The organism is Microbacterium sp. MAH-37 (genome assembly GCF_009758255.1).
Lineage (GTDB): Bacteria > Actinomycetota > Actinomycetes > Actinomycetales > Microbacteriaceae > Microbacterium.
The window spans coordinates 130,794-144,845 of the sequence record NZ_WSEN01000009.1 but is presented as its reverse complement, the minus strand read 5'-3'; the positions used below and the strand labels follow the sequence as shown (position 1 = coordinate 144,845).

At 69.2% G+C, this 14,052-nt stretch carries 15 protein-coding genes; 11 read left to right on the top strand and 4 right to left on the bottom strand.

Annotated elements, in window-relative coordinates; all coding sequences use genetic code 11:
• The first annotated feature begins 1 nt into the window (after nt 1).
• The 6 genes from GON06_RS12950 to era are packed head-to-tail and all read left to right on the top strand — an operon-like array spanning nt 2 to nt 4,784.
• Nucleotides 2-730: a 16S rRNA (uracil(1498)-N(3))-methyltransferase gene (locus GON06_RS12950; RefSeq protein ID WP_157312701.1), complete on the top strand. Its 729-nt coding sequence runs from the start codon at nt 2-4 to the stop codon at nt 728-730.
• 25 nt (nt 731-755) lie between these two features.
• Nucleotides 756-1,103, top strand: coding sequence for an HIT domain-containing protein (locus tag GON06_RS12945; RefSeq protein ID WP_157312700.1), 348 nt, complete (start codon nt 756-758; stop codon nt 1,101-1,103).
• A 43-nt stretch (nt 1,104-1,146) separates the two neighbouring features.
• On the top strand, nt 1,147-2,172 hold the full coding sequence (locus GON06_RS12940) for a PhoH family protein (RefSeq protein ID WP_157312924.1): 1,026 nt from the start codon (nt 1,147-1,149) through the stop codon (nt 2,170-2,172).
• Nucleotides 2,169-2,627: an rRNA maturation RNase YbeY gene (gene ybeY, locus GON06_RS12935; RefSeq protein WP_157312699.1), complete on the top strand. Its 459-nt coding sequence runs from the start codon at nt 2,169-2,171 to the stop codon at nt 2,625-2,627. The genes GON06_RS12940 and ybeY overlap by 4 nt, the downstream gene beginning before the upstream one ends.
• Nucleotides 2,624-3,895: a hemolysin family protein gene (locus GON06_RS12930; RefSeq protein WP_157312698.1), complete on the top strand. Its 1,272-nt coding sequence runs from the start codon at nt 2,624-2,626 to the stop codon at nt 3,893-3,895. Before ybeY ends, GON06_RS12930 begins: the two co-directional genes overlap by 4 nt.
• The gene (gene era, locus GON06_RS12925; protein WP_157312697.1) at nt 3,888-4,784 is read left to right on the top strand and encodes a GTPase Era; all 897 of its coding nucleotides are present in this window, start codon (nt 3,888-3,890) and stop codon (nt 4,782-4,784) included. The genes GON06_RS12930 and era overlap by 8 nt, the downstream gene beginning before the upstream one ends.
• A gap of 48 nt (nt 4,785-4,832) precedes the next feature.
• Here era and GON06_RS12920 read toward each other — a convergent pair whose 3' ends face one another.
• Together GON06_RS12920 and GON06_RS12915 are read right to left on the bottom strand one after the other, a co-directional pair.
• On the bottom strand, nt 4,833-5,228 hold the full coding sequence (locus tag GON06_RS12920) for a VOC family protein (protein ID WP_157312696.1): 396 nt from the start codon (nt 5,226-5,228) through the stop codon (nt 4,833-4,835).
• Between the two features lie 42 nt (nt 5,229-5,270).
• Complete coding sequence (locus GON06_RS12915; RefSeq protein WP_157312695.1) at nt 5,271-7,046, bottom strand: DUF2207 family protein; 1,776 nt, start codon at nt 7,044-7,046, stop codon at nt 5,271-5,273.
• A 37-nt stretch (nt 7,047-7,083) separates the two neighbouring features.
• Here GON06_RS12915 and GON06_RS12910 point away from each other — a divergent pair, with 37 nt between their 5' ends.
• Both GON06_RS12910 and leuA read left to right on the top strand, forming a co-directional pair.
• Nucleotides 7,084-8,031, top strand: a complete 948-nt coding sequence (locus tag GON06_RS12910) for an NADP-dependent oxidoreductase (RefSeq protein ID WP_157312694.1) — start codon at nt 7,084-7,086, stop codon at nt 8,029-8,031.
• Nucleotides 8,032-8,185: 154 nt separating this feature from the next.
• Nucleotides 8,186-9,940 (top strand): 2-isopropylmalate synthase, encoded by a 1,755-nt coding sequence (gene leuA / locus GON06_RS12905; RefSeq protein ID WP_157312693.1) that lies wholly within the window; start codon nt 8,186-8,188, stop codon nt 9,938-9,940.
• Nucleotides 9,941-10,065: 125 nt separating this feature from the next.
• Here leuA and GON06_RS12900 read toward each other — a convergent pair whose 3' ends face one another.
• The gene (locus GON06_RS12900; protein ID WP_332837515.1) at nt 10,066-10,752 is read right to left on the bottom strand and encodes a trimeric intracellular cation channel family protein; all 687 of its coding nucleotides are present in this window, start codon (nt 10,750-10,752) and stop codon (nt 10,066-10,068) included.
• Nucleotides 10,753-10,788: 36 nt separating this feature from the next.
• Between GON06_RS12900 and recO the strand changes: the two genes are divergently transcribed.
• From recO to GON06_RS12885, 3 genes are read left to right on the top strand one after another with little or no spacing between them, the layout of a single operon-like run.
• Entirely contained in the window at nt 10,789-11,523 is a 735-nt protein-coding gene (gene recO, locus GON06_RS12895) for a DNA repair protein RecO (protein WP_157312692.1), read from the top strand.
• Complete coding sequence (locus GON06_RS12890; protein WP_332837514.1) at nt 11,520-12,317, top strand: isoprenyl transferase; 798 nt, start codon at nt 11,520-11,522, stop codon at nt 12,315-12,317. Before recO ends, GON06_RS12890 begins: the two co-directional genes overlap by 4 nt.
• 29 nt (nt 12,318-12,346) lie before the next feature.
• The gene (locus GON06_RS12885; protein ID WP_332837513.1) at nt 12,347-13,033 is read left to right on the top strand and encodes a DsbA family oxidoreductase; all 687 of its coding nucleotides are present in this window, start codon (nt 12,347-12,349) and stop codon (nt 13,031-13,033) included.
• Nucleotides 13,034-13,088: 55 nt separating this feature from the next.
• On the opposite strand, the gene GON06_RS12880 is transcribed toward GON06_RS12885, so the two are convergent.
• Nucleotides 13,089-13,994, bottom strand: a complete 906-nt coding sequence (locus GON06_RS12880) for an EamA family transporter (RefSeq protein WP_332837512.1) — start codon at nt 13,992-13,994, stop codon at nt 13,089-13,091.
• Nucleotides 13,995-14,052: the final 58 nt, after the last annotated feature.

Sequence of the window (14,052 nt, the reverse complement as noted above, 5' to 3'; positions counted from 1 at the left end):
CATGGCGCTGCACTTCCTGACGCCGGCGGGCACCACCGCGCAGGTGGGCGAGCTCGCGCTGCTCACCGGGGCCGAGGCCAAGCACGCCGCCGTGGTGCGCCGGGTGCGCGTCGGCGAGTCCGTCACGATCGGTGACGGCGCAGGCGTGTGGCTGGAGGGCGTGGTCGAGGACGTCTCGGCCGCCGAGGTCTCGGTGCGGATCACCGCCCGCCGCGAGCACGCGCTCCCCGGGGTGCGGATCGTGCTCGCCCAGGCGCTCGCGAAGGGCGACCGCGACGAACTCGCGGTGCAGGCCGCGTGCGAGCTGGGGGTCGACGAGATCGTGCCCTGGCAGGCGTCACGCAGCATCTCCCGCTGGGAGGGGCCGAAGGCCGCGAAGGGCAGGGAGCGCTGGGCCACCATCGTCCGCGAGGCGGCCAAGCAGGCGCACCGGCCGTGGGTTCCCGACGTGGCCTCGGTCGAGTCCACCGGGCAGCTCGCGAAGCGGGCGGCGGATGCCAGGATGCTGGTGCTCGACCCGACCGCGCAGACGCCGCTCAGCAGCATCCGCGTCGATGACCGCGACCTCGTGCTGGTCGTCGGGCCCGAGGGCGGGATCGCGCCCGAAGAGCTGGACCGGCTGACCGCGGCAGGCGCCGAGCGCGTGCGTCTCGGCGACACCGTGCTGCGCACATCGACCGCCGGGCCGGCCGCGATCGCGGTGCTCTCCGGCGTCCTCGGCCGCTGGTAGACGCTCTCTCACTAGACTTGAACGCATGAGCGAGCCCTCCATCTTCACCCGCATCCTGAACGGGGACATCCCCGGTGAGATCCTGCTGGAGACGGACGACGTGTTCGCGATCCGCGACATCAATCCGCAGGCGCCGCTACATGCCCTCGTGATCCCCAAGTCCGAGCAGTATCGCGATGTCACCGAACTCGCCGCCGGCGATCCGGTCCTGATGGCGAAGCTGGTCGCCGCGGCCAAGCAGATCGCCGACGAGCATGCGAACGGCGAGTACCGTCTGATCTTCAACAACGGCGCGAGCGCCGCCCAATCCGTGTTCCACGTGCACGCACACGTGCTCGGCAATCTTCCGGAGGACCGGCTCATTGGCTTCTGACACCCCTGAACGCACCGAGCACCTGCTCGTCGACGGCGTCGCCATGGTGCAGCTGCTCGGACCGCAGGACCGTCTGCTGCGGATGCTCGAGAAGCAGCATCCGGCGGTGCAGGTCCTCGTGCGCGGCAACGAGATCTCGCTGAGCGGCTCGGATTCCGACGTCGCTGCGGCGAGGAAGCTCGTCGACGAACTCGTCACCATGACCCGCGCCGGGCACGACCTGGCGCCGAGCGACGTGGCCAGCTCGGCCCGCATCCTGCGCCAGGACGACGGCCCTCGTCCCAGCGAGGTTCTCGGCGAGGCGATCCTGTCGACCCGCGGGCGTGTCATCCGTCCGAAGACGCTCGGGCAGAAGGAGTACGTCGACGCGATCGAGGAGAGCACGATCGTCTTCGGCATCGGGCCCGCCGGCACCGGCAAGACCTACCTCGCCATGGCGAAGGCCGTGCAGGCGCTGCAGCGCAAGGAGGTCGAACGCATCATCCTGACGCGTCCGGCCGTCGAGGCGGGGGAGCGGCTGGGGTTCCTGCCGGGCACCCTCACCGACAAGATCGATCCGTACCTGCGTCCGCTCTACGACGCGCTGAACGAGATGATGGACCCCGAGATCGTCCCGCGGCTGATGGCCTCCGGCACGATCGAGGTCGCCCCGCTCGCCTACATGCGCGGCCGTACCCTGAACGACTCCTTCGTCGTGCTCGACGAGGCGCAGAACACCACGCCCGAGCAGATGAAGATGTTCCTGACCCGTCTCGGCTTCGGCACGAAGATGGTCGTCACCGGCGACATCACCCAGGTCGACCTGCCGCAGGGCGCGTCCGGGCTGCGGCTGGTGACGCGGGTGTTGAAGGACATCGACGACATCCACTTCTCCCGGCTGACCAGCGACGACGTCGTGCGGCACACGCTGGTGGGGCGGATCGTCGACGCGTACAGCGAGTACGACGAACAGCGCACCGCCGCCAGGGCGGAGCGCGAACAGGCGCACGAGTTCGCGAACCGCGCCGAGCGGCGCTCGGGGATGCGACCGGGGCCGAGGGACCGGATGCCGAAGCGAGGCCTTTCATGATCGAGATCAACAACGAGTCCGCCATCTCCATCGACGAGACAGTGCTGCAGCGGCTCACCGAGTTCAACCTCGCGCAGCTGCATGTCAGCCCGGACGCCGAGGTCGCGATCGTCCTGGTGGACGAGGGCGCGATGGAGTCGCTGCACGTGCAGTGGATGGACGAGCCGGGCCCGACCGACGTGCTGAGCTTCCCGATGGACGAGCTGCGCCCCGGCAGCGAGGACCACCCGACGCCGCCCGGACTGCTCGGAGACATCGTGCTCTGCCCGCAGGTGGCGGAGTCGCAGGCAGCGACGGCGGGCCACACGCTGATGGACGAGCTGATCCTGCTCACCACCCACGGCCTGCTGCACCTGCTCGGGTTCGACCACGCCGAGCCCGACGAGGAGCGTGAGATGTTCGGGCTGCAGAAGGAGCTGATCCGCGGATTCGCGGCATCCGAACGACGACGATGATCGCGGGGATCCTGCTCGCCGGCGCCGTGATCCTGGTCGCCTTCGGCGGTCTGATGGCGGCGGTCGACGCGGCGTTCTCGGTGAGTTCGCGCAGCGACCTCGAGGAGATGGCCGAGGAGGGGCGGAACGCGCCCGCTCTGGCGAAGATCGCCGAGGACCCTGATGCGCACGTGAACGCGGTGGCGTTCATGCGTGTGCTGGCCGAGACCACGGCCGCCGTGCTGGTGACGGTCGCGCTCGTTCAGCTGCTGCCGAGCGACTGGTGGGCGATGCTCGCGGCCGCGGTGCTCATGACGGGCATCACGTTCGTGCTGGTCGGGGCGAGCCCCCGCTCGTTCGGGCGTCATCACGCCGACGGCCTGCTGCGGATCTGGGCCCCTGTCGTGCACGGCGTGCGGGTGGTGCTCGGTCCGCTCGCACAGGGCCTGGTGGCCCTCGGACGCCGGGTGACGCCCGGCGGCGGTCGCAGCTCGTTCGCCTCGGAGGAGCAGCTGCTCAGCATGGTCGACGAGGCGGCGTCGAACGACCTCATCGAGGAGGACGACCGCGATCTGATCCACTCGGTGTTCGACTTCACCGACCAGTTCGTGCGGGCCGTGATGGTGCCGCGGACCGAGATGGTCGCGGTGGACGCCTCTGCGACGACCACTGAGGCGATGGACCTGTTCCTGTCCAAGGGCGTCTCGCGGATGCCGGTGGTCGACGACGACGCCGATGACGTGGTGGGCGTGCTGTACCTGAAGGATCTCGTGCAGTTCGCGTACCGCGACGAGAGTGCCTGGCGCGGGGCGCCGGTGCGTCCGATCGCGCGTCCGGCGCTGTTCGTGCCGGAGTCGATGCGCGCCGAGACCCTGCTGCAGCAGATGAAGCGCGATGCCGTGCACGTATGCCTGGTGATCGACGAGCACGGCGGCATCTCGGGCCTGGTCACGCTGGAGGACCTGATCGAGGAGCTGGTCGGTGAGATCGCCGACGAGTACGACCGCGCGCCGGCGGAGGTCGTGGACCTCGGTGGCGGACGGTACCGGGTGAACTCCCGGCTGTCGCTCGAGGACGTCGGAGACCTGTTCGACCTGGAGCTCGAGGACGAGGACGTCGACTCGATCGGCGGCCTGCTCGGCAAGGCGCTCGGCCAGGTGCCGCAGCCCGGCGCCACAGCCGTCGTCGACGGACTGGTGCTCACCGGCGGCGCATCGCGCGGCCGCGGCAGAGGTATCGCTACGGTGTTCGTGGAACGGGCGCCGGAGGAGGAGTCGGAAGATGAGTGAAGACAAGCGCAGCGGATTCGTCACGTTCGTGGGTCGTCCGAACGTGGGCAAGTCCACGCTGACCAACGCGCTGGTGGGGGAGAAGATCGCCATCACCAGCGAGAAGCCGCAGACCACGCGACGCGCGATCCGCGGCATCGTGAACCGGCCGGGCGGTCAGCTCGTGATCGTCGACACCCCCGGCATCCACAAGCCGCGCACCCTGCTCGGCGAGCGGCTGAACGATCTGGTCGAGCAGGTGCTCGGCGACGTCGACGTGATCGGCTTCTGCGTGCCGGCGACCGAGAAGGTCGGCCCTGGCGACCGCCGCATCGCGGCATCGCTCGACGGCTACCCGCGCGCGAAGAAGATCGCGATCGTCACCAAGACGGATGCCGCGGATCGTGACGAGATCACGGAGCGCCTGATCGAGGTGGACTCGCTGCGCGAGGACTGGTCGGCGGTCATCCCGCTGTCGTCGGTCGCGAACGACCAGCTCGATGTGCTGGCGGACGAGGTGCTCGCGCTGATGCCGACCGGCCCGGCGCTGTACGAGGACGGCGTCGTCACCGACGAGTCGCTCGAGGACCGAGTGGCCGAGATCATCCGTGAGGCCGCCCTGGAGGGCGTCCGCGACGAGCTGCCGCACTCGATCGCCGTCGTGATCGACGACATCGCCCCTCGCGAGGACAGCGATCTCACGGACGTGCACGCGTCGATCGTGGTCGAGCGAGACAGCCAGAAGGCGATCATCATCGGTCGCAAGGGCTCGCGCCTGCGCGACGTCGGCGCACGCGCCAGGGCGCAGATCGAGCCGCTGGTCGGCACGCGCGTGTTCCTCGGCCTGCATGTGAAGGTCGCCAAGGAATGGCAGCGCGACCCCAAGCAGCTCGGCAGGCTCGGGTTCTGAGAACCGGGACCGCTGAGCCTGTCTGAGCACTCTCCGCCGTGCAGCCGTTCAGGAGGCGGGAGGGTCTGTTCCGACGTAGGACGCCACCTGCTCGACGAGGCCGACGAGGTTGCCCTCGCTGTCGCGGATGAACGCCTGCCATTCCTGAGTTCCCGCCGGGCCGAGGCTGTCGTCCTCGTGCGCGAAGATGACGTGCGGCTCGCTCTCGATCGTCACACCGGCATCGCGGAGCCGCTCGATCCTGTCATGGATGTTCGTCACCGCGAGATAGATCAGCGCGGGCGGTGCCCCTCGTTCCAGCAGCAGGCGCGTGCCGTCCAGGTCGAAGAAGACGAGTCCGGGTGGCTCGAATCTGCCCGACGGCTCGGACCCGAGCAGCGCGGCGTAGAACATCGCCGCCCGATCGAGGTCGTCGGCGTGCTGGGCGATCTGCGCGAGGTGCATTCGTCCACAGTGTCCTGAGGCGACGGTTCGCGCAAGAGGCCGTCAGCGCCCGCCGGAGAACCCGCCTCCACCGCCACCGCCGGAGAACCCGCCGCCGAACGAACCGCTCGACGAGGACGACGACGTGGCGACGGGCGTCGCACTGAGCGTCGAGCCCATCGTCGACAGAGACCTGCCGAACGAGCCCATCGAGTAGCCGATGTACCAGCCAGGTGCGCTGCCGGTGCGCTCGTACTGCACCTCGAGCACCTTCGCCCACTCCTTCTCGAGCCCGAACAGCATCGCGTAGGGCAGCAGGCGCTCGTAGAGCACGATGACGTCGATCTCTCCGTCGGCCCGACGTTCCGCGCCGCTGTACGACTGCAGCATCCGGATGCGATCCGCCTCGGCGAGACGGATGTACTCCCGGGCGCCGAGCAGCTGCTCGCGCGTCTGCGCTCCCTTCCGCGTGAGCACGGTCTTCTTCAGCGTCAGGACGACCGCGGCGACGGCGGTCGCCGCGAGGAACAGGACGCTGAGCGCGAAGGCGGCGATCGCTGCAGGTCGCTGCACGGCGAGTCCGGGGATGGCCAGCCCGACGGCGGCCAGCGCGGCGACGACTCCGAGGACGCCGAGCACCAGTCCGCTCACCGATCGCCGTCGCTCGGTGAGTCCGCGATCGGATGCTGCGGTCGTCGCGGCCTTCGGTAGATTCGAGAGCCGCCTGGCGAGGTCGGTGTCGGGGGTGCCGAGGTCGACCTGATCGCCCGGCTCGCGCCCTGGGAAGAGGCCGCGCAGAGTCGCGGAATCCAGCGGGTCGCCGACGTTCTCGCCGGCGAGGAACGTGAGCTTCGGCTTCTTCTTCCCGTCCTCGATGCGCAGCGCGCCGTGTACGCCGAGGTGCACGATCTCGGCGGGGATCGCCTTCGCCTTGCTGCCCTCGATCTGGGCTGCCAGCAACGGCGGCAGGTCCGCCGGCACTTCGTACTGCGCGACGACGATCCCGTCGCCCTGCCCTCGGTGCCGTCGCTTCATCAGGCCGACCGACAGGAGTCCCGCTCCGCCGAGCAGCAGTCCGCCGCCCGCGAGACCGTAGGGGACGACATCGGTCAGGGGATCGGGTTGCAGGGCGGGTGACGGCGTCACGGTGCCGAGTTCGAACGGGAAGGCGACCGTCACGCCTTCACCCGCGCCCAGGTCTGTCGCGGTCACGGTGTAGACGCCGGCCTGTTCGACGAGATCGCAGGTGGCCTTCGCGCCGTAGCCACCCTGGTAGCAGCTGGGCAGGCCGGCCGTCGCACCGGTCAGCGCATCGTCGAACCGGATGCTGCCGGTGAACCGCGCGATGTCCTGCGTGGAGTCCAGTGGCAGCAGATCCCAGTAGAACTCGTCGATCTCCGCGTCATCCGGCGTGTGGAACACGTCGCGCATCGTGTACGCGATGACGTAGGTGGTCGAGCCGTGCTTGTATGTGTCGTCGTCGATCGAGACGAACAGCACGTCGTCGTCGGACTCCGTCTCGTAGGGCACGTCATGGCCCTCGCCATCGGTCACCGAGATCACTCGGGGATACAGCGGCGCGCTGCCGTACACCTCCGCCAATCCGCGCACGATGCCGCGGTTCTGATCGGTCTGGGGGAACTCCGCCACCACGGTCTCCGTGACGTGCATCAGCGCGCGACCCTCGTCATCGAGGCCGATCTGGTACTGCGAATCCCACGTGGAGTACGAGAAGTCGTCGACGTCTGCTCGCGCGACGGATGCCGGCAGCACGGCCACCGTGAGGACTGCGAAGAACCCGGCGATCAGGACGGAGCGGAGAGCGGAGCGCAGGCGCATCCCTCCACGCTATCCGCAGCGGCGCTAGCGTGGAGGAATGGCATGGCACTGGATCGCGACCGAGTGGGGAAGCCCCGAACGCTGGCGTTTCGAGGAGTACGATCCGCCGGCTCCCGGCCACGGCGAAGTGACGATCGAGGTGCGCGCGGCCGGCGTGAACCCGGCCGATGCGAAGCACCTCGCGGTCACCCGCGCCGGCGCGGAACTGCCGGCCGCGATCGGCTACGAGGTGTCGGGCGTCATCACCGCCGTGGGGCCGGAGACCGAGACCGTCACCGGGCCTGTCGCAGTCGGTGCTGAGGTGATCGCCTTCCGCGTCATCGGCGGCTATGCCACCGAGGTCACCGTGCCCGCGCAGAAGGTGCTGCGCAAGCCCGCACCGCTCACGCACGCGGAGTCCGCGAACCTTCTGCTCGCAGGTTCCACGGCTTCGGCCATGCTGCACGCGGTGGATGCCCGCCCCGGCGAGACCCTGCTGCTGCACGCGGCCTCGGGTGCCGTGGGTGTCAGCGTGCTGCAGCAGGCCGCGCAGCGCGGCATCCGGATCATCGGGACGGCGAGCGCTCGGCGCGCAGGCGAAGTGCGCCGGTTCGGCGGCATCCCGGTGGAGTACGGCGAAGGGATGCGGGAGCGCATCCGCGCGGCGATGACGGAAGCCGGTGTCGAGGCGATCGGCGCCGCGCTCGACGCTGCGGGGACGGATGAGGCGACCGAGGCGTCGCTCGCGCTGGTGGCGGACCGCAGGCGGATCGTCACGATCGTCGCACCAGGAGCCGCAGCCGAGCACGGCTTCCAGGCGAGCTCCGGTTCGGACCCCGAGACCGCGCGCTACCGCGACGCGGTGCGCATCGATCTCGTCGAGGCCGCGGAGCGAGGCGAACTTGTCGTCCCCGTGGCGCGGGAGTACCCGCTGGATCAGGCACCGGCGGCGCTTCGGCTCCTCGCGGAGGGGCATCCTGGAGGCAAGCTCGCCCTGATCCCGTGAGCATTGTGCCAAGTCGGGTGTTAGCATTGACCCATGCCTCTGGGCGGTCTGCTTCTTCTTAGCTGCCGCGACGAGTCCTGACTATCGGGCCTCTCTCGTCGCGGCGCTTGTGTTGGCCTGACTACTTTCCTGACGAAGAGAAACAGCACCGATCATGAAGAACAACCAGAAGCCCTCCGCGATGCCGGTCCACAAGTACCGGCCCTTCCACGAGCAGATCCGTGTCGAGCTGGAGGACCGCACCTGGCCCGGCAAGCGCATCACCGAGGCGCCTCGCTGGTGCGCGGTCGACCTGCGCGACGGCAACCAGGCGCTCATCGACCCGATGTCGCCAGAGCGCAAGCGCGTCATGTTCGAGCTGCTCGTCAGCATGGGCTACAAGGAGATCGAGGTCGGCTTCCCGTCGGCGAGTCAGACCGACTTCGACTTCGTCCGCCAGCTGATCGAAGAGGACCTGATCCCCGACGACGTCACCATCCAGGTGCTGACGCAGTGCCGTGAGCACTTGATCGAGCGCACCTATGAGTCGATCGCCGGCGCCAAGCAGGCGATCGTGCACTTCTACAACTCCACCAGCGTGCTGCAGCGCGAGGTCGTGTTCCGCTCCGACCGCGAGGGCGTCAAGCAGATCGCCCTGGAGGGCGCTCGCCTCTGCCGCGAGTTCGAGAAGCGCATCCCCGACACCGAGGTGTACTACGAGTACTCCCCGGAGAGCTACACCGGCACCGAGCTGGAGTACGCGGTCGACGTCTGCAACGCGGTCATCGAGGTGCTCGAGCCCACGCCCGACCGCAAGGTGATCATCAACCTGCCGGCGACCGTCGAGATGGCCACGCCGAACGTCTACGCCGACTCGATCGAGTGGATGAACCGCCATCTGGCGCACCGCGAGAACGTCATCCTGTCGCTGCATCCGCACAACGACCGCGGCACTGCGATCGCGGCCGCCGAGCTCGGCTACCTGGCCGGTGCCGACCGCATCGAGGGATGCCTGTTCGGCAACGGCGAGCGCACCGGCAACGTCGACCTGGTGGCGCTGGGCATCAATCTGTTCACGCAGGGCATCGACCCGCAGATCGACTTCAGCGACATCGACCAGGTCAAGCGCACCGTCGAGTACTGCAACCAGCTGCCGGTGCCAGAGCGCAGCCCGTGGGCGGGCGACCTGGTCTTCACCGCTTTCAGTGGCTCGCACCAGGACGCGATCAAGAAGGGCTTCGAGGCGATGGCCGCGAAGGCCGAGGAGCAGGGCGTCTCGGTGGACGACATCGAGTGGGGTGTGCCCTACCTGCCCGTCGACCCGAAGGACCTCGGCCGCTCCTACGAGGCGGTCATCCGGGTCAACTCGCAGTCCGGCAAGGGCGGCGTGGCGTACCTGCTGAAGACCGACCACGCCATCGACCTGCCGCGCAAGCTGCAGATCGAGTTCTCCGGCGTCGTGCAGGCCAAGACCGACGCCGAGGGCGGCGAGGTCACCAGTGACCAGATCTGGAAGATCTTCAACGACGAGTACCTGCCGGCCGACGACGCCGCACAGAAGTGGGGCCGCTTCGAGCTGCTCGGCACGCAGACCCGCAGCGACATGTCGGGCGAGGTCGTCCTCGACGTGGTGCTGCGCGACGGCGAGGAGCGGATCGAGGCGAGCGGACAGGGCAACGGCCCGATCGCCGCGTTCATCGAGATCCTGCGCGAGCGCGGCACCGAGATCACGCTCTACGACTACGTCGAGCACACACTGTCCACGGGCGGCGATGCTCAGGCCGCGGCCTATGTCGAGCTGCAGGTCGACGACCAGCGCCTGTGGGGCGTCGGCATCGACGGCGACATCTCGACCGCTTCACTCAAGGCCATCGTCTCCTGCGTGAACCGCTCGGTGCGCACCCGCCGGAGCGAGCTCGTCGGAGTCTGACCCGGAAGAACTCCTCCGCGCCGTCACCCGTGCACGGAGGTCCGTCCGCGGCGCATCCGGCCGCGTGACTGCGACTGCGCCCCGGAGCCGTGCCACACCACGCCGGTTCCGGGGCGACGTCCTGTTCAGGGCTTGATGATCGGGATCATGCCGGTCTCGGCTGCGACCTTGCGACGGTACAGACGTCGCTGCTCCGGCAGCGAGAGATCGAAGATGACGGCCAGCACGCGGATCACCGCGGTCACCACGATTCCGAGCACGGCGGCGACGGTGATGTTCATGCCGAGTCCGTGCACGACGACGATGAACGTGCAGCCGGCGGCGGCCGCGACGGCGTAGAGAGAGCCGACGTGCATGATCGCGACCGGCAGCCCCATCAGCATGTCGCGCAGCACGCCGCCGCCCACGGCCGCGCATGCGCCGATGAAGACGGCGGGCACGGGCGGGATTCCGAACGCGATCGCCTTGCTGGTGCCGAAGGCGCCGAACATGCCGATGACCACGGCGTCGAGGCCGACGATCACGGCGTTCAGGCGGTTGAACACCCCGGCCAGCAGCATCCCCACCAGCGCCGCGCCGGCGGCCGTGATCAGGTACCAGTTGCTCTGCAGCGTGGCGGGCGGCTGGCCGAGGAGCAGGTCACGGATGAGACCGCCGCCCATGCCGATCATGATGCCGATGATCGCGACGCCCAGCCAGTCGAGGCGGCGCTGCCCCTGGAATCCCGATGCGAACATCGCACCCTGGATGCCGCCGAGGCCGACGCCGAGCAGATCGGCCCAGAGCGGGATGGTGAAGAGCGGTTCGGTCACACGTCCATTGTCCCCGGCGCGGGGGATAATCGAGGAATGCCGACCTACCGAGACGAAGCGGTGGTCCTGCGCACCCACAAGCTCGGCGAGGCGGACCGCATCCTGACCATGCTGTCCCGTCGGCACGGGAAGATCCGCGCGGTCGCGAAGGGCGTTCGGCGCACATCCTCCAAGTTCGGCGCACGGCTGGAGCCGTTCATGGTCGCCGACGTGCAGCTGTACCAGGGCCGCACCCTCGACATCGTGCAGCAGGCCGAATCGCTGGGCTCGTACGGCTCCGACATCGCCGCGCACTACGACCGGTTCACCGCCGCGAACGCCATGGTCGAGACGGCCGACCGGCTCAACGAAGCCGAGTCCACGCCCGAGCAGTACCTGCTGCTGGTCGGGGGCCTGCGCGCGCTGTCGCGCGGCGAGCACGCGGCGCGCAGCATCCTGGACTCCTACCTGCTGCGCGTCATGGCGCTGTCGGGCTGGGCTCCTTCGCTCGACGACTGCGCGCGCTGCGGCGCGCCCGGTCCGCACACTGCTTTCGTCGCACAGCTGGGCGGGCTGGTGTGCGGGAACTGCGCACCGGCCGGCAGCCCGCGTATAGCGGCATCCGCGCTCGAACTGCTGCGGGCTCTGCTCGCCGGCGACTGGGAGCTGGTGGATGCCGCCTCCCCGGCAGACACGGCCGCCGCATCCGGTACGGTCGCGGCCTACGCCCAGTACCACCTCGAACGCGGCATCCGCTCGCTCGAGCACGTCTTCTCGGAAGGACCACGGTGACCCCGAAGCCGTACACCCACAAGGACGCCGTGCCGTACCGGCCGCTGGACTGGACCGGCGTGCAGCCGCCGGTCTTCCCGGCGGTGCCGAACCACGTGGCGATCGTCATGGACGGCAACGGGCGCTGGGCGAACCGCCGGGGCCTGAACCGCATCGAGGGGCACAAGGCCGGAGAGGAGGTGCTGCTCGACGTCGTCGCCGGTGCCATCCAGGCCGGCGTGAAGCACCTTTCGGTGTACGCCTTCTCGACGGAGAACTGGGCGCGCTCCCCGGAGGAGGTGCGCTTCCTGATGGGGTACAACCGCGATGTGCTGCATCGCCGCCGCGACCAGCTCAACGAGTGGGGCGTGCGGGTGCGCTGGGCCGGCCGCAAGCCGCGCCTGTGGGGGTCGGTCATCAAGGAGCTGCAGTACGCCGAGCAGCTCACCCGCGGCAACGACGTGCTCACCCTGACGATGTGCGTCAACTACGGCGGCCGCATCGAGCTGGTGGACGCGATGCGGGCGATCGCCGAGGACGTCAAGGCCGGGCGGATGAAGCCCAGCGCGATCACCGAGAAGGCGATCGGGCGTCACATGTACGTGCCGGACATGCCGGACGTCGACCTCTTCCTGCGCAGCTCGGGGGAGCAGCGCACCTCCAACTTCCTGCTCTGGCAGTCTGCCTACGCCGAGATGGTGTTCCTCGACACGCTCTGGCCCGACTTCTCGCGAGAGGAGCTGTGGCGCGCGATCGGCGTCTATCTGTCCCGTGACCGCCGGTTCGGCGGCGCGGTGGACGCTCCGCAGGAATAGAACGGGCATCCATCCGGTTGAATGATGTTGTGAGCGAACCCATCTCGATCGACATCTGGTCCGACATCGCCTGCCCGTGGTGCTACATCGGCAAGCGCAATCTCGAGGCGGGTCTGGCCGCCACCGCGTCCGACGAGGATGCCCCGCAGGTGCGGATCACCTTCCACTCCTTCGAGCTCTCACCCGACACCCCGGTCGACTTCGACGGCGATGAGATCGACTTCCTCGCCGGGCACAAGGGCATGCCCCGTGAGCAGGTCGAGCAGATGCTCTCGCACGTGACGAACGTGGCCGCGCAGGCGGGGCTGGAGTACAACTTCGACAAGCTGCAGCACACCAACACGGTGAAGGCGCACGAGCTGCTGCACCACGCCAAGGCCAAGGGAGTGCAGCACGAGATGGAGGAGCGGCTGATGTCCGCGTACTTCACCGAGGGCAGGCATGTGGGCCGCATCGACGACCTGGTCGCGCTGGCCGCCGAGGTCGGCCTTGATGCCGCAGAGGCGACGGAGGTCCTCCAGTCGTCGCAGTACCTCGACGCCGTGCGCGCCGATCAGGCGCAGGCGCGCGCGTACGGCATCAACGGCGTGCCGTTCTTCGTCATCGACGGCAAGTACGGCGTGAGCGGCGCGCAGCCGGCCGAGGCGTTCCAGAACGTCATCCGCGATGTGTGGGCGCAGCGCGGCTCCGAGGACGCGGAGGAAGTCGCCAGCTGATCGCAGACACCGAAAGGCCCGGTCGCCGACCGGGCCTTTCGCATGCGCATCACCTTCAGCGGCGCCGTCCGTCCGGCGCGAGCTGACCGGCGAGAAGCGCGGTGAGGGCCAGCGCGAAGCCGGCGAGCTGCACCGGCGTGAGCGACTCCCCGGCGAGCGATGCGCCGAGCAGCGCCGCGACCAGCGGCGAGAGCAGACCGAGCAGAGCGGTCGCGCTCACCGGCAGACGCCGGATCCCGTCGAACCAGATCGTGTACGCGAGGAGTCCACCGACGAGGCCGAGCCAGACATAGCCGAGCACGGCGGGTCCGTCGATGTCCGTCGGGACTCCGTCGACCAGGAGCGCGATCGGCAGCAGGAACAGTCCTCCGGCGGTCAGCTGCCAGCCGGCGAGACCGATCGCGGAGACACCTTCTGGACGGCCCCAGCGTTTGGTCAACACGACGCCGGTGGCCATGGACACGGCACCAGCCAGCCCGGCGAGGATGCCGACGGGATCCAGCGCGGCGGCCGGTCCGAGCACGACGAGGGCGACGCCGATGACGCCGACGGCGCCCCAGCCCACCCGCCAGACCGACAGGCGCTCGTGCAGGATCGCCACGGCGAGGAACGCCACGACGATCGGCTGCGCGGCTCCGAGCGTCGCGGCGACCCCGCCGGGAAGGTGCTGCGCGGCGAGGAACAGGAGCGGGAAGAACGCGCCCATGTTCAGCACGCCGAGCACGGCGCTCCTCCACCACCAGCTGCCGCGCGGCAGCCGGCGTGCGATGAGCAGCGCGACGATGCCGGCGGGGAGGGCGCGCACCAGCGCGGCGAACAGAGGATGCCCGGACGGCAGCAGCTCGGTCGTCACGATGTAGGTCGTCCCCCAGACTGCGGGGGCGAGTGCGGTGAGCGCGGTGCGGCCGGCCCTGTTCGCCGTGACGAGAGGTACGGAGGGGCGGGGTGTCGTGGTGGTCACAGGACCATCGTGATCCGGCGGCAATCGATGAGTCCAGGACATGCTTTGCATGGCATCC